Source organism: Raoultella sp., from assembly GCF_039594335.1.
In the GTDB taxonomy this organism is placed as follows: Bacteria; Pseudomonadota; Gammaproteobacteria; order Enterobacterales; family Enterobacteriaceae; genus Klebsiella.
In genome coordinates this window covers 1-23,176 of the sequence record NZ_JBCNNS010000028.1, presented here as the reverse complement: position 1 = coordinate 23,176, position 23,176 = coordinate 1, and the positions used below count along the sequence as shown (strand labels likewise).

The window sequence follows — 23,176 nt, the reverse complement described above, 5'->3', positions numbered from 1 at the left end:
TCTCTTCTCCTTCAGCCCGGCTCGCGTGAGGCCAGCCACTGGCGTAATTGTTTTTTATCGACTTTGCCCACCGGCGTCAGTGGCAGCGCATCCACGCACTCCACGCGGTCCGGCAGTTTAAATTCTGCGACGCCCTGCTCACGCAGGAAGCGACGTACCGCTACCGCGCGCAGCGGCTCTTTCACCACCAGATACGCGCAGCTTTTCTCACCCAGCAGGCTATCTTCCATGCTGACCAGCGCGGCATGGATCACCGCCGGATGGCGCAGCAGCAGGTTTTCAACCTCCTCCGCCGCGATCTTCTCGCCGCCGCGGTTGATCTGATCTTTTTCCCGTCCCTGCACGGTGATGTATCCGTCCTCGTCGATCGAGATAAGATCGCCGGAACAGTAAAAACCTTCGGTATCAAACGCTTCAGCGTTGTGCTGCGGACTGTTGTAGTAGCCGCGGAAGGTGTATGGACCGCGGGTCATCAGACGCCCCACCTCACCGCGCGGCAGCGGGTTGCCGTCGGCATCGGCGACCCAAACCTCATCGTCCGGGCACATCGGGCAACCCTGGGTATTGATAATGCGTTCCGGGCTGTCGTCGAGGCGGGTGTAGTTCACCAACCCTTCCGCCATGCCGAAAACCTGCTGAAGCTGGCAGCCAATCTCCACCGGGATCCGCGCCGCCAGCGTTGCCGACAAGCGTGCGCCGCCAACCTGCAACAGCGTCAACGAACGCAGCGGCGCGTTCCCTGCCCCTTCGCGGATCGCCTGTAGCCACAGGCTGACCGCCGGTGGTACCAACGAAGCAACGTTAATCTGATGTTGTTCAATCAGCGGGAAGCACAGCGTAGCGCTCGGATCGGCGGCCAGAATCACCCGGCCACCGGCGAGAAACACGCCAAGAGACCCCGGCGAGCTCATCGCATAGTTGTGGGCGGCAGGCAGGGCGTTGAGGTAGCGGGTTTCCGCGCTGATGCCGCAAATTTCGTTGCTACGACGGATGCTGTAGTCGTAGTCGTTATGGGTACGAGGTATCAGCTTTGGCGTGCCGGTACTGCCGCCGGAGAGCTGGAAAAAAGCCACTTCATCTGCGGGTGTCGGATTAGCGATAAAGTTCTCCGCCGGCCGCGCGATCGCCGCCGCCAGATCGTATTCTCCGCAATCGTTGCGCAGCAGCACAACCCGTACTGACGCATGCTGCTCAACAAAGCTATTCAGGAAATGGTCATCGGCAAACAGCGCATGCTCGCGATCGGCAATCAGCAGCGCGGGTTCAATTTGCGTTGCGTAGGCATTCAGTTCGCTGCGCTGATGGCTGAACAACGCATTCACCGGCGCCACTCCGATACGCAGCAGCGCGAACAGGGTGATGTAGAATTCGGCGACGTTGCCCAGCTGCACCAACGCAGTTTCGCCGCGCTTCAGTCCCAGACGCTGAAGCGACGAAGCCAGGTTATCCACCTGCTGATTGAACTGACGATAGCTGTACTGCTTATCGCCGTCGATAATGGCGATGACGTCGCTGTCGGCATGACGGGTAATCAGGTTGGTGAGCGGCAAATCCTGCCAGTAGCCCTTTGCTCGGTAGCGGGCGGCAAAATTTTCCGGCCAACGGTTAAATGCAATCATCAGTGCCTCTTAATTCAAGCCAAACACATTCAGCATGGTCGTCAGTTTGACGCCGGTTTCGCGCCACTCCCCCAGCGGGGAGGAAGCCGGAACAATCCCCGCACCGGCAAACAGACGCAGCGTACGCTGATGCAGACGGGCGCAGCGAATCGTCACCACCCACTCGCCGTTACCTTCGTCATCACACCAGCCAACAATGCCGCCGAACAGCTGGCGATCGAACGGTTCAAGCTCGGCAATCAGCCGTTTCGCCACCTGATGGGGGAAACCGCTCAGGGCAGGGGTTGGATGCAGCAGGCAGGCCAGCGACATCGCGTTTTCCTGGGCCAGCGCGGTCCCTTCAATCGGCGTCGCCAGGTGCCACAGGGTCGGCGTGGTAACCAGTTGCGGGGAATTCGGTAGCGACAACTCCCGGCTGCGCGGAGTCAGCACCGTCTTCATCGCCTGGGTCACCAGCTCGTGCTCGTGGCGATCTTTTGCAGAAGCCAGCAGTTTGTTACCCGCTTCACGATCCAGCACATCATCCGGCTGGCGACGGGCCGAACCGGCCAGCGGCAGCGAGCTGAAACGATCGCCCTCTTTGCGCAGTAGCAGCTCCGGGCTGGCACCCAGCAGCACGCCGCCGTCGGAGAGCGGCACGTGGAAATTAAAGCTGGCAGGATTCTGCGCGATCAGGCGCTCAAGCAGCGCGCCGCTGTCCGCTCGTTCACGGGTGGTAATATCGATCAGACGCGACAGGACAACCTTGTCCACTTCCGGCGTCGCAGTCAGCTCAGCCGCCCGCTCAACCATCGCCATAAACGTATCCTGTTGAGGAATCTCCTGACGATCCACAATATCCATTGCCGTCGGGGTGGAGAAGTAGCGCGCCGACTGCTGTTTACCGGTGCGGGAGAAATTCTCCCAGCGCTCGGGAATAAACAACTCAGAAGGCTGGTTGGTATCAAACGGGATAGCGCCGACCATCAACGGTTTACGGATCCCGGCAGCCTTAGCATCGGTAAACGCGGCCATCATGTTCTGCTGGAATTTCCCGTTGAGCAGCGCGCCATCGGCGGCAGAATGAGAAAAACGGCGAAAACAGCCCGCGGTACGAAAACTGCGGTACGGCGACATAAAGAAGAAGCTTTCCGGCGACAGAGTCATTTTTTGTTCCTGTACATCCTCGGCCAATGACGTTTCCATATCATTCTCCAAAAACGATAAAGATATTACGAATAATTATCATTTATATTTTGGTTGGCTAACCTAAAAGGTATTGCCTGCCATGTCAACCGTACAAACGGCATGTTGTGCGACTTACGCTTGCATCCACCTGCGACAAAGTTGAAAATGAGACGCATTTATATCAACTTAATCAGGATGCGAATTCGTGAATTTGTCCACATTATGTCGCCGTACCCTGCTGGCCTGCGGGCTGGTGCTTTTAGGAATGACCTCCGCTCTGGCGGCCGACTGGCCGCGTCAGGTGACCGATAGCCACGGCGTGCATACGCTGGAAAGCAAACCACTGCGCATCGTCTCCACCAGCGTCACTCTCACCGGATCCTTACTGGCGATTGACGCGCCCGTCATCGCCAGCGGCGCAACCACGCCGAACAACCGCGTAGCGGATGATCAGGGATTTCTGCGTCAATGGAGCGCCGTCGCGAAAGAACGTAAGCTCGCACGCCTGTACATCGGCGAACCCAGCGCCGAAGCCGTGGCCGCACAAATGCCGGATCTGATTCTGATTAGCGCTACCGGCGGTGATTCCGCCTTCGCGCTATACGACCAGCTCTCCACCATCGCACCGACGCTCATAATTAATTACGACGACAAAAGCTGGCAGGCGCTGCTGACTGAACTGGGGCACATCACCGGCCAGGAAAAGCAGGCGACGGCGCGCATTGCGGAGTTCAATAAGCAGCTCGCCACGCTGAAGCAACAGATGACACTGCCACCGCAGCCGGTGAGCGCACTGGTCTATACCGCCGCCGCCCACAGCGCCAACCTGTGGACGCCGGAATCCGCTCAGGGCCAGATGCTTGAACAACTGGGCTTCACGCTGGCGACTTTGCCTGCCGGTCTGCATACCAGCCAGAGCCAGGGAAAACGCCATGACATTATCCAGCTGGGCGGCGAGAATTTAGCCGCTGGCCTGAATGGCAAAAGCCTGTTCCTGTTCGCTGGCGACGATAAAGATGCGGCGGCCATTTACGCCAACCCGCTGCTGGCGCACCTCCCGGCGGTAGAGAACAAACGCCTCTATCCGCTCGGTACAGAAACATTCCGTCTCGATTACTACAGTGCCATGCTGGTGCTGCAACGCCTCGCTACCCTCTTCGGCTAATCTTCATTCCCGGCAGGCGCAGCGCCTGGCCGGGAAATTTCACCGCCTTTAACTTTCGCTGACCGTCTCAGGGCGCTGGAAGCGACGCAACTCCCGCAGCAGTCCCATCAGTATTACGCCGACAATCACCAGCACCCAACCGCTGGCGCTCGCCGACGCTACCGGGGTCATCATCGCCCCCAGCCCGCCCAGCAACGCGGCGCCAATGGCATCACCAGTGACGTTCTGCGCGGTCCACAGGCCGTTAATTCGCCCGAGCATCGCTTCCGGCGTCTGGGTCTGAATCAGGGTGTACTGCAACAGAGAGCTGATTGCGCTCAGCCAGCCAAACAGGGCCAGACACAGCGCGCCCAGCGCCCAGAACGGCATCAGGCTGAACAGCGCGATGGCGACAAATGAGCCGACGGTAGTCATTAGCATCAGGGCGCCCGGTTTTGCCGTTTGTGCCAGTTGACCGCTGGTCAACGCCCCCAGCGCTGCCCCCAGCGGAATAGCGGCATACAGCAAACCAATCTGCGAGGCCGACATCTGCCAGCCGTCGGCCAGCGCCGGGTAAAGCACCCGCACCGCGCTCGCCATGGTCAGCAGGCCGCCCAACAGGGCAATGCCGCCAATCAGCGGGCTATTGAAGAGGAACTTCAGCCCCGCCAGCAATGACCTTAGCGGGTGTTCCCGCGGTTGCGGCGGTGGCGGTAGCCGCGGCAACCTCAGCAGGGTCAGGGTGGTGATAAACGTACCCGCCGCCGCCAGGCCATAGTTCCAGGCCACCCCGCCGGTGGCCAGCAGCAGACCGCCGATCAGCGGCGAAATCACCGAACCCAGACGCACCGTCAGCATGGTGATCGCGCCGGCCTGCATCAGGTTTTCACGCCCGACCAGCGCCGGCGTCGCCGCCAGCAGCGCCGTCACGCCCAGCGAAGCAAAAAAACCGTCCCAGATACCCAGCAGATAGATAGCGATGAGCGACGGCTCAGGCAGCAGCGCGTTGAGGCTCAGACCGACAAACCCCACACCGCAGGTCCCTCGCGCCAGCAGAATCAAACGTTTCCGCTCATAGCGATCCGCCAGCACACCGCCGACCATCAGGCCAACAAACATGGAGCAGCCGGTCAAAGTGACCGAGAGCCCCACCTGCCAGGTAGAGTGGGTCATCATCTGGATTTGGACCGGAATCGCCACGCCCAGCAGGCCGAGCGACAGGATCGAGATAAAACGGGCGATAAAGACGGCGCGAAACGCCGGATGGGTTTGCAGCAGACTAAGGTTCAGCAGCCGGGATTGTCGGTTCATGACAGCGCCTTGTTATTCTTTTCCATCAACGCGCGATCGTTCAGGCAGCGTGCTTATTGGCAGTACTTCCTTAGCCCGGTCATACGGTTAGCGATACTTCCAGGCAAGCGTGCGTTTGCCGCCGCGATGCATTCTGAATGATTTTGCGTATACCATTCTTGTGGGCCGCCATGCTAACATAACTGAATAGAATCGATAACGATAATTACTATCATTATCATGTCAGGGATGTGAATTATGTCGTTTTCTACGACCACGGTGCGCGCCGTTGCCGTACCGGGTCTGTTACTCGTTTTAGCCTTTGCTATCGCTCTCAGCCTGCTGATTGGCGCCAAACCTCTTCCAGTGAGCGTCGTCGTGGAGGCTTTTTCCGGTACCTGTCAGAGTGCCGACTGTACGATCGTGCTGGACGCCCGGTTGCCGCGAACCCTGGCGGGACTGCTGGCCGGCGCCGCGCTGGGCCTGGCAGGATCGCTGATGCAGACTCTGACGCGTAATCCCCTTGCCGACCCCGGCATTCTCGGGGTGAACTCTGGCGCCAGCTTCGCGATTGTGCTGGGTGCCGCGCTGTTTGGCATCCACTCCCCGCAGGAACAGCTGCTGATGTCGTTTTGCGGCGCGTTTGGCGCCTCGCTGCTGGTGGCCTTTACCGGCAGTCAGGGCGGCGGTCAGCTCAGCCCGGTACGTCTGACGCTAGCCGGTGTGGCGCTGGCGGCCGTGCTGGAAGGGCTCTCCAACGGGATTGCGCTCCTCAATCCTGATGTCTATGACCAGCTACGTTTCTGGCAGGCCGGCTCGCTGGATATCCGCACCCTGCAGACGCTGAAAATCGTCCTCCTGCCGGTGGTGATTGCCGCCGCCGTGACGCTGCTATTAAGCCGGGCGTTGAACAGCCTGAGTCTCGGCAGCGATACCGCTACTGCGCTCGGTAGCCGGGTCGCCCGTACGCAGGTTATCGGCCTGCTGGCGATTACCGTGCTCTGCGGTAGCGCCACGGCGGTGGTTGGCCCGATAGCCTTTATCGGCCTGATGATGCCGCATATGTCGCGCTGGCTGGTCGGCGCTGACCATCGCTGGTCGTTGCCGGTCACCTTACTGGCCACCCCTGCTCTGCTGCTGTTTGCCGATGTACTGGGTCGCCTGCTGGTCCCCGGCGAACTGCGAGTCTCGGTGGTCAGTGCCTTTATCGGCGCGCCGGTGCTGATTTGGCTGGTGCGCCGTCAGCCGCGCGGAGGTGCAGTATGATCGCCCCTTCCCGCCGACTGCTACTCAGCTGTCTGATTCTGCTGGCCGCCAGCCTGCTGGTCTCCCTCTGGGGCCTCGGCAGTGGGCTGGTGCCGTTAAGCGTCGAGCAGGTGCTTTCCGCTCTGCTGGGCGATGCGCCACGTAACATCACTATGGTGGTCACCGAATGGCGACTGCCGCGGGTGCTGATGGCCCTGCTGATCGGTGCGGGGCTTGGCGTCAGCGGCGCCATTTTTCAGTCGCTGATGCGTAACCCGCTGGGCAGCCCGGACGTGATGGGCTTCAACACCGGCGCCTGGAGCGGCGTGCTGGTGGCGATAGTGATGTTCGGCCAGAACCTGGCGGCGATTGCGCTGGCGGCGATGACCGGCGGCGTGTTGACCGCGCTGGTGGTGTGGCTGCTGGCCTGGCGCAACGGCATCGAAACGTTCCGCCTGATTATTATCGGCATCGGCGTTCGCGCCATGCTGGTGGCCTTCAATACCTGGCTGCTGCTGCGCGCCTCGCTGGAGACCGCTCTCTCTGCCGGACTATGGAATGCCGGCTCGCTCAATGGCCTGACCTGGAGCAAAACCTGGCCCTCGGCGCCGCTGATTGTGCTGATGCTGGTCGCGGCGGCGCTGCTGGCGCGTCGCATGCGCCTGCTGGAGATGGGCGACGATACCGCCTGCGCGCTCGGCGTGCGGGTGGAACGTTCGCGCCTGCTGATGATGCTGGTGGGCGTGGTGCTGACCGCCGCTGCCACCGCGTTAGCCGGACCGATCTCGTTTATCGCCCTGGTCGCGCCGCATATCGCCCGTCGCCTGAGCGGCACCGCGCGCTGGGGGCTAACCCAATCGGCGCTCTGCGGCGCGCTGCTGCTAGCGCTGGCTGACTACAGCGCCCAGCGCCTGTTTATGCCCTATCAATTACCGGTGGGAGTGATGACCGTCAGCCTCGGCGGCATCTATCTCATCGCGCTGTTAATTCAGGAGTCCCGCAAAAAATGACCGCCGAAACGACCCGTTTGCGCGGCGACCAGCTAACCCTGGCGTACGGCAAAAAGACCATCGCCGAATCGCTGAATGTGACCATTCCTGACGGCCATTTCACCGCGATCATTGGCCCTAACGGCTGCGGGAAATCGACGCTGCTGCGTACCCTGAGTCGCCTGATGACGCCGGCCAGCGGCCATGTCTATCTCGACGGTGAGCAGATCCAGCGCTATGCCAGCAAAGAGGTGGCGAAGCGTATCGGTCTGCTGGCGCAAAATGCCACTACGCCGGGGGATATTACCGTTCAGGAGCTGGTGGCGCGCGGCCGCTATCCGCATCAGCCGCTGTTTACCCGCTGGCGTAAAGAGGATGATGAGGCGGTCAACAGCGCCATGGGGGCGACCGGAATAACCGACCTGGCACGACAAAGTGTCGATACGCTCTCCGGCGGCCAACGGCAGCGGGCCTGGATTGCGATGGTGCTGGCGCAGGAAACGGCCATTATGCTACTCGACGAGCCCACCACCTGGCTGGATATCAGCCATCAAATCGACCTGCTGGAGCTGCTGAGTGAGCTGAATCGCGAGAAGGGATATACCCTGGCGGCGGTACTGCACGACCTCAACCAGGCCTGCCGCTACGCAACACATCTGATTGCCTTGCGCGAGGGTAAAATCATTGCCGAGGGGGCGCCAAAAGAGATTGTCACCGCCGAATTGATCGAGCAGATTTACGGCCTGCGCTGCATGATCATCGACGATCCGGTCGCCCATACCCCTCTGGTGGTACCGCTGGGGCGCCGGTAGTGAGTTCCATGACGGCCACACTCCCGGCTCGCGCTGCGCTTAGCCGGGCTACACAATCGTGCAGAAACCGTAGCCCGGGTAAGGCGCTTGCGCCGTAACCCGGGAGTTTATCTATCCTTACCCCAATATCTCCCGCACGACCGGACCAATCGATGCGAAGGCCTGCGGGGAGATAATGTCCACGTGGGCGCAGTTCTGGCTAAAGACCTCCAGTTCACCCACCCAGGGGCCCCATACCGCCTGCGGATCCATCCCCGCCGGACGCGTTTTCTCCGCCACAAACAGTGTCGCCTTGCCATCAAACTTCGCACTATGCGCGGTGGTCAGCAGGCGTACCGCATCGCCATAGTTGCCCTCGATGACACGGAACAGCTCACCGGAAGCCTGTCCCTGCTGGGCAGCAAGGAAGGCTTCTCGTTCACGTGCAATCTCGGCCAGCACTTCCGGGTCCAGACCGTTAGCCTCTTTCTCCGCCCAGTTCTGCGTCTCCGGCGGCCAGGTGTCCAGCAAGCCCAGGAACGCCACCGCTTCGCCGCGCTGGCGTAAGCGGGCGGCAATCCCCTGTGCAAGCGTCCCGCCGAGGGAATAGCCAAACAGGTAATAGGGCCCGTGCGGTTGCTGCGCCAGCAGGGTCTGCAGATGCTGTTCGCACACTTCATCGAGGTTTGCCGCGTTCATCATCGGCCCTTCCGGACGCGGTGACTGAATGCCGGTGATCGACCAGCGCGGGCTAAGATAACGGGCCAGCACGCTGAATTGCCAGGCAAAACCCGAAGCCGGATGGAAGCAGAACAGCGTCGGCCCTTCGCTAACGCGTAGCGGCAGAATCGCATCAAAGCCCAGGCGTTGCGCCTGCTCATCGCTGAGATCGGATCCCAGCAGCGCGCTCAGTTTCCCCACCGTCGAGGCGACCATCACCTGCCCTGGCGTCACCTGGCATCCCAGCTCGCGGCTGAGCTGCGCCGCCAGGCGCATCGCCAGCAGAGAATGACCGCCGAGGGCGAAGAAATCGGCTTCAATATCGTTCACTTCACAGCTCAGCAGCCGACTGAACGCCTGCGCAACGGTGGTTTCCATCCCCGGTTCCGGCGGGCGACCTCGCTGTTCGTTGCCGAGCGTCGGCAGCGGCAGCGCTTTGCGATCCAGCTTGCCGTTGGCGCTTAGCGGCAGTTCCGCCAGTTGAATCAGTACCACCGGCAGCATATGCGGCGGCAGCTGTTCAGTAAGGCGCGTTTTCAGCGCTGCCGTATCCAGCGGCAGCCCCGACTCCGACACCAGGTAACCGACCAGCTGGCGGGCATCGCCGCCGATCGCCGCCGCCTGATTGAAAACGCAGGCGTTGGTCACCGCCAGGGCAACGTCCGGCAGCGCAGACATGACGCGGTCGATTTCGCCCAGCTCAATACGCTGTCCGCGAATTTTCAGCTGATCGTCGCTGCGCCCGAGGTATTCCACCGCACCGTTATCCAGCCAGCGAGCCACGTCCCCGGTGCGGTACATCCGTTCACCGGCGGCAAACGGGTCGGCAATGAAGCGCGAAGCGGTCAGATCCGGGCGGCCCAGATATCCCTGCGCCAGCTGAATGCCGGTCAAATATAAATCGCCGGCAACGCCCGGCGGAACCGGCCGCAGATTCGCATCGAGAATACGCAGTCCGGTATTCCATACTGGCCAGCCGATCGGTACGCTGTTGCCGGTGACCGCCGCCAGCTCCGCCCCACAGGCCGGATACCAGCTCACGTCCACCGCCGCTTCAGTTGGACCATAGAGGTTATGCAGCGGCGCGCCGGTCAAGACTTCCCATTCGCGGCACAGGTTGGCAGGTAACGCTTCGCCACTGCAGAAGACGCGCTTCAGCGTCCGGCAGGTCGCCACGTTTTCAGCATCCAGCGAGGCCACGAAAGCTGCCAGCATTGACGGCACAAAGTGGGTGGTGGTTACCCCGTAGCGGGCAAAGAATTGCTGCATCGCCTGCGGATCGCGATGGGCTTGCGGCTCGGCCATCACCAACTGTGCGCCGGAAATAAACGGCCACCAGAACTCCCATACCGACACATCAAAGCTGCACGGCGTTTTCTGCGCCACCACATCTTCGGCGGTCAGCGGATAGTGATTTTGCATCCACAGCAGGCGGTTCACGATCGCAGTTTGCCCGACCATCACCCCTTTCGGGCGTCCGGTGGAGCCAGAGGTAAAGATGATGTACGCCGTATGTTCCGGCTGCGAGAGCGCCAACGGGGTGTCATCGCCCGCCGCCAGCGGCTGTTGATAACACAGAGTTTCAAGACCCGCAATATCGCTAAAGCGGGTCAACTGATCGTCTGCGGTAATCAGCAGCGACGGGCGGGCGTCCTCCAGCATCATACGCAGGCGATCGTCAGGATACCCGGTATCCAGCGGCAGCCAGGCCGCACCGGCCTCGACGATACCGTGCAGTGCCAGGGTGAGGAACACTGAGCGCGGAAGCGCCACCGCTACGCTATCGCCCGGCTTGACGCCGCGTTCACCCAGCAGTCGGGCCAGCGCCACCACCTGCTGGCGCATCTCCCGGTAGCTAAACTGTCGGGTCGCGTCCGCCAGCGCCGGGGCATCCGGCGTTTTCGCCGCCTGCTCTGCCACCAGGGCGCTGAGCGTCGTCACCGGCAGCGCGACGCCGGTATTATTCACCTGCACCAGCTGTTGCGTCTCGCTGGCCGAGAGCAGATTCGCCTCGCCGCAACGTAGCGCCGGATCGGCGGCAAACTGGGTCAGGAGCGCGGATAAACGCGCCACGTGCGCGCGCAGCGTTGCTTCGTCATAGCGCGCTTTGTTCGCCAGCACCTCCAGCGACAGTCCGCCAGACTCCTCCGGAAACAACGCCAGTTCAAGGTCGTTTACCGGGCCGGTCGCCAGGGTGTGAGTCACCGCCTCGATGCCGTCAATATCCAGAGCATAATCAAAAACTTTAACATTGAGCACCGGCCCAAACAGCGGCTCATCGCCCGCCGCTTTGCCGCTATCGCGCACGATTTGTTCGGCGTCGTAACGCTGGTGGCGACGCATCTTTTTCAGCTGGGCGCTGAGACGCAACGCCAGCTCGGCCAGGGTCTCTTGCCCATCGATATGTATCGCCAGCGGCAGGACGTTCAGTACCGGGCCGGTTGCGGTCAATGCCGCCGAGCCCATCCGCCGCATAAAGATAAAGCCCGCAGCATAGTCCATGCGGTTGCATAAACGGCCGAGCCACAGGGTGGTCAGCGCCAGCGCCAGATCGGCTCGCTGACACTGCGGTGCGCCGGCGGCCAGGCGGCTGAACAGGCCGGCATCCAGATCCAGCTTCAGGCGCCAGATATCGGTACTGGTCGCCCGCCCCGTTAGCGGCGCGGCAGAGAGCGACGCCGGTGACGGCAGCGCTTTGCGCTGTTCGATCCAGAACGCTTTATCGCGCTGCCAGGCCTCGCTGCCGGAGTAGCGCTGGTACTCTTCAACAACCTCAGAGAAAGGGGTAAACGGTGACGCTGGCGTCGGCTCTCCACGTTGCCAGGCGCGATAAATCTCCGTTATCTGGCGGGTAATGGCTGGGAAACTGAAGCCATCGACCAGCAAATGGTGATAACGCTGATACCAGTACCAGCAGTCATCCGCCACCCGCAGCAACTGGTGACAAACCAGCGGATTGTCGCCGTCCACGCGTAAATTCTGCCCGAGATCGGCCTGCATTAACGCCAGCGCGGCGTCGTGCGGATCGCGTGCCTCGCGCAGGTCGCCATAGCCTGGTTCCGCGAAGAGACGATGCTCATCGACCCATTGCCAGGCTTCGCCGTTATCTTCGCAAAAACGCAGGCTGAGGGTATCGGCCTGCGTCAGACCGGTGACGATCGCCCGTCCCAGCAACGCCGGGTTAAGGTTGCCGCGCAACTCGACATAGTGGGCAACACTCCATGCGCCGGACAGCGTAGAGAGGCGTTCCGCCATCCAGATCCCAGGCTGCGCCGCGACCAGCGGTAAACGAGTGCTCATGTCCGGCTCCTTGAGGTTGCATGATGCGCGGGGGTAAGGGTTGACCAGTTCGCCGCCAACCAGCGATTGCACGCCTCCAGGGACTGCGGCGGACATTCCACCCCCCAGCCCTGCGGCAGCGCGCAGTGGTGCGGCCACAGGCTGTATTGCTGCTGCTCGTTGCGCAAAATGTAAAACTGCCCTTGCGGATTATCGAAGGGGTTGCTGAATTGCATACCAAACTCCTGTCTTTACTCGCCACCCTCCTGACGGCTTTCGCCCAGGCTGCCGCCTTGGGGTAGCCGGAAGGATGTTGAATCTGAAGCGCACGTTGTTATTGCGTACGGCTCAACGGCTGCCATAGCTGGATGAGCCCGGCCGTCAGCCCACCGCGCCAGCAAAGCGCATCGTGTCCGCCGTCAACCTGACGCCAAAAAATCGTCTGCTGTGTCTGCTGTAGCTGCGATAAAAGCGCCTGATTGGCGCGAAAAATGAGCGGCTCACGCTCTCCGGCTTCCAGCCAGATTCGCAGCCCGTGCGGGCGGATCGCCCCCTGACTCAGGCGTTCGATCAACAGGCCGGTTTGCGCGCCGCCGCGATGCGGCCACCAGTAGGAGCCTGACTGACTCAGGACACAGCCGAAGCGCTGCGGCCAGTACAGCGCGGCAAACATCGCCGCCAGGCCGCCAAAGCTCTGCCCGGCGACCACGGTGCGATCGGCGCGGTCGCTAAAAGGCGCGATTTGCTGCACCAGAGGCAAGAGCTCTTCCTGCACCGCCAGCCAGAAATCAGCGTTACAGGGCAGTTCCCGGCTTCGCTGTTCGTTATCGATGACATCAATCAGCAGATACACTGCAGGCGGCAGTTTTGCCTCGCGCGTCAGTCCGGCCAACGCGGACCACACCGGCATACTCTCGGCCCAGAACTGACCATCAAGCAGCAGCGCCAGGGGACGCGCTGCGCCGTCTGCCTCACCGGTGGTGTAAATCCATATCCTTCGCGTGTTACCCAGCCGGGCGCTGTGCCATTCAATGCGCACTGGCGGTTGATAAGGTTGATTGCGTAGCGACCAGCCGGGCTGTTCCGGCGCCAGCGGCAGCTCCAGCGCCGAAACGGCGTGGCCGCGCCCGCCTTTCCAGCTTTGTGGGTTTCGCGGATCGGCCTGCGCACGCGGCAGCAGCCTGCGCCAGCCTTCACGCAGCAGCGTACGATCCGGGTTGCCGCCGGCGAAAATCTCAGGGGCAAAATCGTCATCGCGTTCGGAGGGAATAAAACAGTAGCTGCCGCGCCAGGCGGGCGACAGCGTGGTTTGCCATTGCCAGGCATCAGTGCCGGACACACGCTTCAGGGTTTGCGGTACGGCGTTTTGGTGATGATCGGTGACGCCGGTGATGTAAATCCACACCCGCTTCGTCAACGAGGTCTCTTCGCTGCCCGCCGGATCCCGCCACCAGAAGGTCACCTGACAGCCATCGCCAACGGCCTCAACTTGAGGACCGGGGATCCCCTGCCACCAGTCATCACTTCCTGTCATTAACATTCCGTTATTAACCCTATGTTTACCGTGATTTTTCTCAATAAACGTAATTTTTATTGATAATATTATTGATAACCATTTTCATTTGCAATAGCGTATTACCGCACCTTAGGAAGAGCCACTTCTAATTACACCTGTCAGAGAGGGCCAATTGGTCAGCGATGGAATGCCTTCGTCCTCTACTGGCAACATTTCTGCCGCCGCCCCTCTCGGTGGGAAGGGGTTTCAGGGGCATGCGGCAAAGGAAAGCAGGACGTAAAATGAATAACAAGATCAAATCATTGGCCTTGCTGGTCAATCTGGGGATTTATGGGGTTGCCTTCCCGCTATGCGCGGAAGAGACCTCCGGCAGTCAAAAAGCGGCCGCTGAAGAGACGATGGTCGTCACCGCCGCCGAACAAAACCTTCAGGCGCCAGGCGTATCGACGATCACCGCCGAGGAAATTCGTAAACGCCCGCCCGCTCGCGATGTCTCCGAAATTATCCGCACCATGCCGGGCGTTAACCTGACCGGCAACTCCACCAGCGGCCAGCGCGGCAACAACCGTCAGATTGATATCCGCGGCATGGGCCCGGAAAATACCCTGATCCTGATTGATGGTAAACCGGTCACCAGCCGTAACTCCATCCGCCTGGGCTGGCGCGGCGAGCGCGATACCCGCGGCGATACCAACTGGGTTCCACCGGAGCTGATTGAGCGCATTGAAGTCATTCGCGGACCGGCGGCGGTACGTTACGGCAACGGTGCCGCGGGCGGCGTGGTCAATATCATCACCAAAAAAGGTGATAACCAATGGCACGGTTCATGGAACACCTACATGAACGCCCCGGAGCACAAAGATGAAGGCGCCACCAAACGCACCAACTTCAGCCTGAATGGCCCGCTGGGCGGCGACTTCAGCTTCCGCCTGTTAGGTAATCTCGATAAAACGCAGGCCGACGCCTGGGATATCAACCAGGGACACCAGTCACAACGTACCGGTATTTACGCCGATACGTTACCCGCCGGCCGCGAAGGGGTGGAGAACAAGAATATCAACGGCGTCGTGCGCTGGGACTTTGCGCCAATGAACTCGCTGGAGTTTGAAGCGGGCTACAGCCGCCAGGGCAACCTGTACGCCGGAGATACGCAGAACACCAACAACGACAACAGCGGCAACGGCCTGGTGAAGAAAAACTACGGTAAAGAGACCAACCGTCTCTACCGTCAGACCTATTCAGTCACCTGGAACGGCGGCTGGGATAACGGCATTACCACTAGCAACTGGGCGCAGTACGAACATACCCGTAATTCACGTCTCGGCGAGGGGCTGGCTGGCGGTCTGGAAGGCCTGTTTAACAGCGATAAGTTTAGCGATATCGACCTGTCCGACGTGATGCTGCACAGTGAAATCAGCGTCCCGTTCGACCTGTGGGTGAATCAGAACCTGACCCTGGGCACCGAGTGGAACCAGCAGCGGATGAAGGACATGTCGTCTAACGGCCAGGCTTTACAGGGCGGTCCGATTGCAGGCATGGGCAATGACCGTAGCCCATATTCACAGGCGGAGATCTTCTCGCTATTTGCCGAAGATAACGTTGAGCTAACCGACTCCACTATGTTGACCCCAGCGCTGCGTTTCGACCACCACAGCATTGTCGGCAATAACTGGAGCCCGTCGCTGAACCTGTCACAAGGGCTGGGCGACGACTTTACCCTGAAGATGGGGATTGGCCGCGCCTATAAAGCACCGAGCCTGTATCAGACCAACCCGAACTATCTCCTGTACAGTAAAGGCCAGGGCTGCTACGCCAGCGCAGATAATGTCGGTTGCTACATGCTAGGTAACGATGACCTGAAGGCAGAAACCAGCATTAATAAGGAGATTGGCCTTGAGTTTAAACGCGACGGCTGGCTGGCGGGAGTCACCTGGTTCCGTAACGACTATCGCAACAAGATTGAAGCCGGCTATGCGCCGATCGCCCAGACCGGTACGGGTAAAGTGAAAACCGATATTTACCAGTGGGAAAACGTACCGAAAGCGGTGGTAGAAGGTCTGGAAGGGACATTAAACGTCCCGGTTAGCGACACCGTTAACTGGACCAACAACATTACCTATATGCTGCAGAGCAAGAACAAAGAGACCGGCGACCGTCTGTCGATTATTCCGGAGTATACGCTGAACTCAACGCTGAGCTGGCAGATATACCAGGATGTTTCCGTGCAGTCGACCTTCACCTGGTACGGCAAGCAGGAACCGAAGAAGTATAACTACAAGGGTCAGCCGGTCACTGGTAGCGAGAAGAACGAGGTAAGCCCGTACAGCATCCTCGGCCTGAGCGCGACCTGGGACGTGACCAAATATGTCAGCCTGACGGGCGGCGTGGATAACGTCTTCGACAAGCGCCACTGGCGTGCGGGTAACGCGCAGACAACGGGTAACGTAACGACCGGTGCTTATATGTACGGCGCGGGCGCCGAGACCTATAACGAATCGGGCCGTACCTGGTATATGAGCGTCAACACGCAGTTCTGATTACGCGCCTGAAGCCCAGGCCGTTCTCTCCCCCCGGAGGACGGCCTGGCGATTTTGCCTCCGGATGGGGCGATCGCAAAGATATCTCTTCGCCTGCATCCTGACGTAGGATGACACTATGCAAACGACACACTCCACGTTTCTTTTTGCCGGCCATCGGCTGCATCAGATTGATTTCGACCCCGGCACCTTTGAGCCTCACGATATCCTGTGGCTCCCCCACTATCAGCAACTCGAAAATTGCGGTCGAAAACGGCAGATGGAACATCTTGCCGGACGTATCGCGGCGGCCAGCGCCCTGAAAGCGGTGGGTGTGAAAGGCGTTCCCGGAACAGGTGACCAGCGCCAGCCGTTGTGGCCTGCCCCCTGGTCTGGCAGCATCAGCCACTGCGGCACCCGCGCACTGGCCGTCGTCGCCACTCGACCGCTCGGGATCGACATCGAAAACGTCTTCTCCCCCACGCTGGCGTCAGAGCTGGAGAGCAGTATTATCAGTCCGTCGGAACACGCGGTGCTGAAGGCGAGCGGACTGCCCTTTGAGCTAGCCCTGACACTGGCTTTTTCGGCGAAAGAGAGTGGATTTAAAGCCCTGCCTCTCGCGCAACAGTCAGGAACAGGGTTTATGCACTTTCGAATAACCGGGATTCAGGGCGAGCTCGCCACTTTGCGGGTTGCGCAGGAGATGTACCAGGTGCATTGGAAGGCGGTTGCGCCCTACGTCATCACGCTTTGCCAGACGCAACACCGGTAATATAAGGAAGAACCCGCGCGGTCAGCACCGCACGGGGGAAACCTCATCCGGGCTTAACGGATCGTTTTCGCGAGGGCGATAATCGCCTGGGCATCAAAACCGTGATGCTGGCGCATCCAGCCGCGATCCGCCGCCGCCGCATATTCGCCATCAGGAATACCCAACCGCTTCAGCGGGATACCAATACCGGCCTCCGCCAGAACCTCAGCCACCAGACTTCCCAGCCCCCCATTCACATTATGCTCTTCGACCGTAATCACCGCGTTGCACCCCGTTAGCGCAGCCAGTAACGCAGACGTGTCACAAGGGCGAATCGAAGGTACGCTGACGACCTGCGCCTGAATCCCTGACTCTGCCAGCGCTTGGGCGGCCTCGACAATTTCATGTACCGTCGAACCGGCAGCGACCAGCGCCAGATCGTGGCCTTCGCGCAGCGTGTTTACGGCGCCGGGGACAAAACGATAGTTTTCAGCATACAGCTCCGGCAGCGCTTTGCCGTCGAGACGGATGTAAACCGGCCCCTGATGCTGTAGGGCGTAGTCGATTATCTGTCGACATTCTCGTGGCGATGACGGCGCGTAGATCTGAATATTGCCGAATCCACGCATCACCGCAAGGTCATCAATAGCGTGGTGCGTGCTCGCCAGCGGGCCATAGCTGGCTCCCGCATTCAGACCAAATAATTTGACGTTGGTGTTGTTGTAACAGACATCGACTTTGATTTGTTCATTGGCGCGGGAAATCAAAAATGGCGCGGCATTGCAGGTCACCGCCACTTTTCCCCCCAACGCCAGTCCGGCCGCCATACCGACCATGCTTTGCTCGGCAATGCCAACGTTAACCAGCCGGTCGGGGAAATGTTTAATAAAGGGCGCTATTTTTGCGGTTGATGTTGAGTCGGCGACAACAGGCACCAGATCAACTCCATTTTCTACGGCATCGATAAATGCCTGAACCATCACGTTTGCCAGGTGTTCTGCATTACTCATCTTTCAGTTCCTCCAGTGCCAGCGCAATCTCCTCACCTTTCGGCACCCGGTGGTGCCATTCCGGACGTCCCTGGATAAAGGAGATGCCGGCGCCTTTCGTGGTGTTCGCAATAATGACGTTGGGTTTCCCTTCCTGCTTTAATCCTTCAAGCGTCGCGACAACCGAGGCCATACTATTTCCCTGACATTCGGTTACGGTCATACCAAAGGCCCGCCATTTTTCGGCAAGCGGATCGGTATTCATAATTTCGCGGGTTGGCCCGGCCAGCTGCAGATTGTTTTTGTCATTAATAATGATCAGATTATCAAGACCGTAATGCGCTGCGGCCAACGCGGCCTCCCAGTTACTCCCCTCAGCCAGTTCACCATCGCCGGTGATAAGGAAAACGCGGCGGGCGCTGTGGTTCTTTTTCGCTGCCAACGCCAGCCCCACCGCCACCGGCAAACCGTGCCCTAAAGCCCCGGTATTCAGCTCGATGCCAGGCGTCTTCTGGCGAACCGGATGACCGGGAAGGTGAGAGTTGGCATGCTGATAGGTGCTCAGCCAGTCGACGGGGAAGAATCCCGCCTCGGCCAGCACGCAGTAATAGCAACCCACAGCATGGCCTTTCGACTGGATATAGATATCGCGCCCTTCATCGGCAATACGGTCCGGAGCAACGTTCAAAATACGGAAGTACAGCGCGGTTAAGAGCTCCACCTGCGACAGGTCGGCGCCGGTATGGCCGCCGGCAGGGCTGTTGGCGTTCAATCTGATAATGTGGCGGCGTACCGCGCGAGCCTGACGCTCAAGTGCCGGAACATCGTAGTTATAGGGATTCATTTAATACCTCTGAATTTAATTTCAACTCGGAATATTTATTCCGTAAGGGACTAAAAAAACCAGATATCCCCTGGCAGCGCATCACAGCGCTTTCGCCGCTGCACCAGACTCAGGAGCATTCTGCCTCCTCACCATCAGGCATACCTGCGCCTGGATAATTTTTCAGTTGATCTGAAATCATAATGAATATATATTCACTAATGATTCTTTATTCAATTATGCAACCACTGTGCTGTTTTTGTCCATAGCTGTTTTAGAGGATTGATAAAAGTTAGAGTCTCATCACACTTAAATGTCTTTTTTTTTCGCGTATGATTGCAGCCTCTAACATAATGGCTGCACGTTAATGATTTTCGGGGATATGTATGGCTAAGCAGGATGAACAACGGCTATTAGTTAAGATTGCCACTCTTTACTACCTTGAAGGACGCAAGCAGTCCGACATTGCTCAACTTCTCTCGCTATCTCAGTCGTTTGTCTCCCGCGCCATCACCCGCTGTCAGAAAGAAGGGGTGGTCAAAATTAGCGTCGTGCAGCCCTCGAATATTTTCCTGAATCTCGAAAAAGGCATTGAGGATCGCTACGGCCTTAAGCAGGCCATCGTGGTGGACACCGAAGAAGATGCTAGCGACCATACCCTCAAACGCGCCATCGGTTCGGCTGCAGCCCACTACCTTGAAACGCGGTTACGGCCAAAAGATCTGATTGGCGTCTCCTCCTGGAGCTCGACCATTCGGGCCATGGTTGACGAGGTTCACGCGCAAAATCTGAAAGCCAGCGGCGTGATTCAGTTGCTGGGTGGAGTGGGTCCTAACGGCAATGTGCAGGCGACAATCCTCACGCAGACTCTGGCGCAACGACTAAACTGTGAAGCCTGGCTGCTGCCTTCGCAAAGCATTGAAGGCTCGGTGGAAGAGAAAAACCGGCTGATTGCCAGCCAGGATGTAGCCGATGTGATTTCACGTTTTGATGAGGTCGATATAGCTATCGTCGGCATCGGCATCCTCGAACCTTCTCAGCTCCTGAAAACGTCGGGCAACTACTATCACCAGGATATGCTGCAGGTACTGGCGGCGCGTGGCGCGGTGGGTGACATCTGCCTACACTATTACGATAAAAACGGGCATGCAGTGTTACGCGATGATGAAGATCCTGTTATCGGCATGGCGCTGGAGAAAGTCAAAAAATGCCCCAATGTCGTCGCGCTGGCTGGCGGTAGCGATAAAGTCGCCGCCATCAAAGGCGCTCTTTCCGGCGGTTACATTGACGTTTTAATCACCGATTATCCTACCGCCAGGCTACTCGTCACCGCGTGATCATCCGTCAAAACATCTTTTCTCCTGCCTTTGCGTCCTCCAGGAAGACGCAAAGGCACATCAAATAACCTTTTATATTTCAATGTAGTAAACAGTTTAACCGCAGTTACCTCTTAACATTGCCTGCACATTTCGCGATCCAGATAAGTGTGATTGCCAGCACAATTGATAACTTTCCCTCTGGCCCCGGAGAAACTTTCTGGCTAAGGTATTAAATAAATAATCACTATCGAATATATATTCAGTGATTAAAAAAGTGATAACGAAATGTCACATCATGGCCTGCTATGCAGCAATGCGATAACGAGGAATGCTCGCCCTTCCCTTCGCGCCAGGACGACGTGTGACTCAGGAGACTATCTAATGCTGGCGACACAGAAAGAGTTCATCATTGCGCTCGATGAAGGTACTACGAATGCCAAAGCGGTGGTACTTGACGGCCATGGCAACGTGATTGTGAAGTTTTCTCAACCGTTAGCGATCCAGACACCGCGCGATGGCTGGGTAGAACAATCCGGAGAGGCATTAGTCGAGGCCTCGCTGGCGGTGATAGCCTACGCTATCGACCATGTTGGCGCAGAAAACGTGGCAGCATTAGCCATCAGCAACCAACGCGAAACCGCCATCGGCTGGTATCGCCAGAGCGGTAAACCGATTAATGCCGCCATCACCTGGCAATGTACCCGCAGCGCCGGTTTCTGTGAAGCGCTGCGCCGCGACCACAAAGAATCGCTTATTAAATCCACCACCGGGCTGCCGATCGCCCCGCTGTTTTCCGCCTCAAAAATGCGCTGGCTGCTGGAGTCGCTGCCGGAAGGCCGGGCGATGGCAGAACGCGGGGAGATTTGCCTCGGCACCATCGATAGCTGGCTGCTGTGGAACCTGACGCAAGGCGCAGCATTCCGCTGCGATTACTCCAACGCCGCGCGGACGCAGCTACTTAATTTACATACCGGGCAATGGGATGACGAAATGCTGGCGCTGTTCCAGATCCCTCGCGCCGCTCTCCCGGAGATAAAACCTTCCAGCGGGTTATTCGGCTATACCCGCGGGCTGGCTGCTATTCCTGACGGTATCCCGATAATGGCGATGGTCGGCGATTCACACGCTGCGTTGTTTGGGCATGCGCTCGGCGAACTGGGCTGCGTTAAGGCTACTTATGGAACGGGATCGTCAGTCATGGCGCCGGTGAAGTCAGCCCAATGCGATATTGCCGCACTGGCTACCACCATCGCCTGGCATGATGGCGACAGCATCATTTATGGTCTGGAAGGCAACATTCCTCATACCGGCGATGCGGTGGCCTGGATGGCTGATAGTACGGGGTTAAGCGAGCTCTCCGAACGCGAACTGGCCCACGAGCTTAATACCCTGCCGGCCTCCGTCGACTCAACGCTGGGCGTCTATTTTGTCCCCGCGCTGACCGGTCTTGGCGCCCCCTGGTGGGACGACAGCGCGCGCGGAACGATCTGCGGACTCAGCCGCGGCGTCAAGCGCGCCCACCTGATTCGCGCCGCGCTGGAAGCCATCACCTACCAGATTGCTGATGTGGTAATTGCCATGCGGCAACATGACGACTTCCACCTGGCGGCGCTGATGGTCGATGGCGGGCCGACAAAAAACGACTGGCTGATGCAATACCAGGCCGATCTGCTGGGTTGCCCGGTGATGCGCAGCGATGTCCCCGAGCTGTCGGCAATTGGCGCGGCCCTGCTGGCCCGCAAAGCGATGCAACCCGGTACGCGAATTGATTTAAGCGCTTTTTTAACCGAACACAGCGAATTTCGCCCCGATATGGCGCGCCATCTGCGGTTACAGAAAAGATGGCAGGAATGGCGTCATGCGGTGGACAGAACATTATGGAAACCGGCCCCGTCCGCCTGACGCCCCACCAGGGATCTTGCTGCGCGACGAACCTGAATCAACAACATAAGGAGAGATCCGGCCCATACAACTGATTTTCAGGCTTTGCGTTGTTTCACCGTACCCGACAATAACAACATAGAGAGAACATTGTCATGAAATTACGTTTAACGCTGTTAACTGCTGCCACCCTGAGCGCTTTTTCACTTTCTGCTCAGGCGCTAGAAAAAGGCACCATTATGATTATGGTCAATTCACTGGATAATCCGTATTACGCCTCTGAAGCTAAAGGCGCCAGTGAAAAAGCCAAAGAGCTGGGATATAAAACGACGGTTCTGTCACATGGCGAAGATGTAAAAAAGCAGAACGAACTTATTGATACCGCCATTGGTAAAAAAGTTCAGGGTATTATTCTCGATAACGCCGACTCAACCGCCAGTGTCGCCGCCATTGAAAAAGCCAAAAATGCAGGTATTCCCGTGATATTAATCAACAGAGAAATCCCTGTCGATAATATTGCGCTTGAGCAAATTACGCATAATAACTTCCAGGCGGGTTCGGAAGTCGCCAACGTATTTGTTGAGAAAATGGCGGAGAAAGGAAAATACGCAGAGCTCACCTGCAACCTTGCTGATAATAACTGCGTGACCCGCTCTAAATCTTTCCATCAGGTGATCGACCAGTATCCTGACATGGTCAGCGTCGCCAGACAGGATGCCAAAGGAACGTTAATCGACGGTAAACGCATTATGGACAGCATCCTGCAGGCTCATCCGGACGTCAAAGGGGTGATTTGCGGTAACGGCCCTGTCGCTCTGGGCGCTATCGCCGCCCTGAAAGCAGCGAACCGTTCGGACGTGGTGGTGGTCGGCATCGACGGCAGCAATGACGAGCGTGACGCGGTTAAAGCGGGAACCCTGCAGGCCACCGTGATGCTGCAGGCCCAGTCCATCGCCGCTCAAGGGGTTAGCGACCTCGATAACTTCCTGCAAAAAGGGGTGAAACCGGCGAAACAGCGCGTCATGTTCCGCGGCATCCTGATCACCAAAGATAACGCAGACAAAGTTCAGGACTTCAATATCAAGTCCTGAGTTCGGGTTGTTGCGCCCCTTTCGGGGCGCACAGGAGAGTCTCATG

The 23,176-nt window shown here is 58.8% G+C and carries 17 protein-coding genes; 9 read left to right on the top strand and 8 right to left on the bottom strand.

All coding sequences use genetic code 11. From position 1 onward, the window contains the following. Positions 1–11: 11 nt before the first annotated feature. Entirely contained in the window at positions 12–1,619 is a 1,608-nt protein-coding gene (gene entE / locus ACZAHD_RS07230; protein ID WP_462456172.1) for a (2,3-dihydroxybenzoyl)adenylate synthase EntE, read from the bottom strand. 9 nt (positions 1,620–1,628) lie between these two features. After that, complete coding sequence (gene entC / locus ACZAHD_RS07225) at positions 1,629–2,804, bottom strand: isochorismate synthase EntC (protein ID WP_462456171.1); 1,176 nt, start codon at positions 2,802–2,804, stop codon at positions 1,629–1,631. Positions 2,805–3,051: 247 nt separating this feature from the next. Here entC and fepB point away from each other — a divergent pair, with 247 nt between their 5' ends. After that, positions 3,052–3,951, top strand: coding sequence for a Fe2+-enterobactin ABC transporter substrate-binding protein (gene fepB, locus ACZAHD_RS07220; protein ID WP_462456190.1), 900 nt, complete (start codon positions 3,052–3,054; stop codon positions 3,949–3,951). A gap of 48 nt (positions 3,952–3,999) precedes the next feature. On the opposite strand, the gene entS is transcribed toward fepB, so the two are convergent. After that, positions 4,000–5,241, bottom strand: a complete 1,242-nt coding sequence (gene entS / locus ACZAHD_RS07215; RefSeq protein WP_462456170.1) for an enterobactin transporter EntS — start codon at positions 5,239–5,241, stop codon at positions 4,000–4,002. A gap of 237 nt (positions 5,242–5,478) precedes the next feature. Between entS and fepD the strand changes: the two genes are divergently transcribed. Genes fepD through fepC form a run of 3 tightly spaced genes read left to right on the top strand, consistent with a single transcriptional unit; the run spans position 5,479 to position 8,266 of the window. Next, entirely contained in the window at positions 5,479–6,486 is a 1,008-nt protein-coding gene (gene fepD, locus ACZAHD_RS07210) for a Fe(3+)-siderophore ABC transporter permease (RefSeq protein ID WP_462456169.1), read from the top strand. Next, a complete protein-coding gene (gene fepG, locus ACZAHD_RS07205; RefSeq protein ID WP_462456168.1) occupies positions 6,483–7,475 on the top strand; it encodes an iron-enterobactin ABC transporter permease in 993 nt (330 codons plus the stop codon). Before fepD ends, fepG begins: the two co-directional genes overlap by 4 nt. Continuing rightward, a complete protein-coding gene (gene fepC, locus ACZAHD_RS07200) occupies positions 7,472–8,266 on the top strand; it encodes an iron-enterobactin ABC transporter ATP-binding protein (RefSeq protein ID WP_462456167.1) in 795 nt (264 codons plus the stop codon). The genes fepG and fepC overlap by 4 nt, the downstream gene beginning before the upstream one ends. A 117-nt stretch (positions 8,267–8,383) precedes the next feature. Here the strand turns inward: fepC and entF are convergent, their stop codons facing one another. The 3 genes from entF to fes form a co-directional block, all read right to left on the bottom strand. Continuing rightward, complete coding sequence (entF, locus tag ACZAHD_RS07195; protein WP_462456166.1) at positions 8,384–12,265, bottom strand: enterobactin non-ribosomal peptide synthetase EntF; 3,882 nt, start codon at positions 12,263–12,265, stop codon at positions 8,384–8,386. Beyond that, positions 12,262–12,480, bottom strand: a complete 219-nt coding sequence (locus tag ACZAHD_RS07190) for an MbtH family protein (protein WP_462456165.1) — start codon at positions 12,478–12,480, stop codon at positions 12,262–12,264. Before ACZAHD_RS07190 ends, entF begins: the two co-directional genes overlap by 4 nt. A gap of 98 nt (positions 12,481–12,578) precedes the next feature. Further along, a complete protein-coding gene (gene fes, locus ACZAHD_RS07185) occupies positions 12,579–13,823 on the bottom strand; it encodes an enterochelin esterase (protein ID WP_462456189.1) in 1,245 nt (414 codons plus the stop codon). A gap of 218 nt (positions 13,824–14,041) precedes the next feature. Here fes and ACZAHD_RS07180 point away from each other — a divergent pair, with 218 nt between their 5' ends. Both ACZAHD_RS07180 and entD read left to right on the top strand, forming a co-directional pair. After that, positions 14,042–16,297: a TonB-dependent siderophore receptor gene (locus tag ACZAHD_RS07180; protein WP_462456164.1), complete on the top strand. Its 2,256-nt coding sequence runs from the start codon at positions 14,042–14,044 to the stop codon at positions 16,295–16,297. A 118-nt stretch (positions 16,298–16,415) separates the two neighbouring features. Beyond that, entirely contained in the window at positions 16,416–17,048 is a 633-nt protein-coding gene (entD, locus tag ACZAHD_RS07175; protein ID WP_462456163.1) for an enterobactin synthase subunit EntD, read from the top strand. A gap of 53 nt (positions 17,049–17,101) precedes the next feature. Here entD and ACZAHD_RS07170 read toward each other — a convergent pair whose 3' ends face one another. Together ACZAHD_RS07170 and ACZAHD_RS07165 are read right to left on the bottom strand one after the other, a co-directional pair. Continuing rightward, entirely contained in the window at positions 17,102–18,037 is a 936-nt protein-coding gene (locus tag ACZAHD_RS07170) for a transketolase family protein (protein WP_462456162.1), read from the bottom strand. Next, positions 18,030–18,860, bottom strand: coding sequence for a transketolase (locus tag ACZAHD_RS07165; protein ID WP_462456161.1), 831 nt, complete (start codon positions 18,858–18,860; stop codon positions 18,030–18,032). Before ACZAHD_RS07165 ends, ACZAHD_RS07170 begins: the two co-directional genes overlap by 8 nt. A gap of 365 nt (positions 18,861–19,225) precedes the next feature. Between ACZAHD_RS07165 and ACZAHD_RS07160 the strand changes: the two genes are divergently transcribed. The 3 genes from ACZAHD_RS07160 (at position 19,226) to ACZAHD_RS07150 (ending at position 23,130) form a co-directional block, all read left to right on the top strand. Continuing rightward, positions 19,226–20,176 (top strand): sugar-binding transcriptional regulator, encoded by a 951-nt coding sequence (locus ACZAHD_RS07160; protein WP_462456160.1) that lies wholly within the window; start codon positions 19,226–19,228, stop codon positions 20,174–20,176. A 363-nt stretch (positions 20,177–20,539) separates the two neighbouring features. Beyond that, complete coding sequence (locus ACZAHD_RS07155) at positions 20,540–22,060, top strand: FGGY family carbohydrate kinase (protein ID WP_462456159.1); 1,521 nt, start codon at positions 20,540–20,542, stop codon at positions 22,058–22,060. Positions 22,061–22,194: 134 nt separating this feature from the next. Continuing rightward, complete coding sequence (locus tag ACZAHD_RS07150) at positions 22,195–23,130, top strand: substrate-binding domain-containing protein (RefSeq protein ID WP_462456158.1); 936 nt, start codon at positions 22,195–22,197, stop codon at positions 23,128–23,130. Positions 23,131–23,176 lie beyond the last annotated feature (46 nt).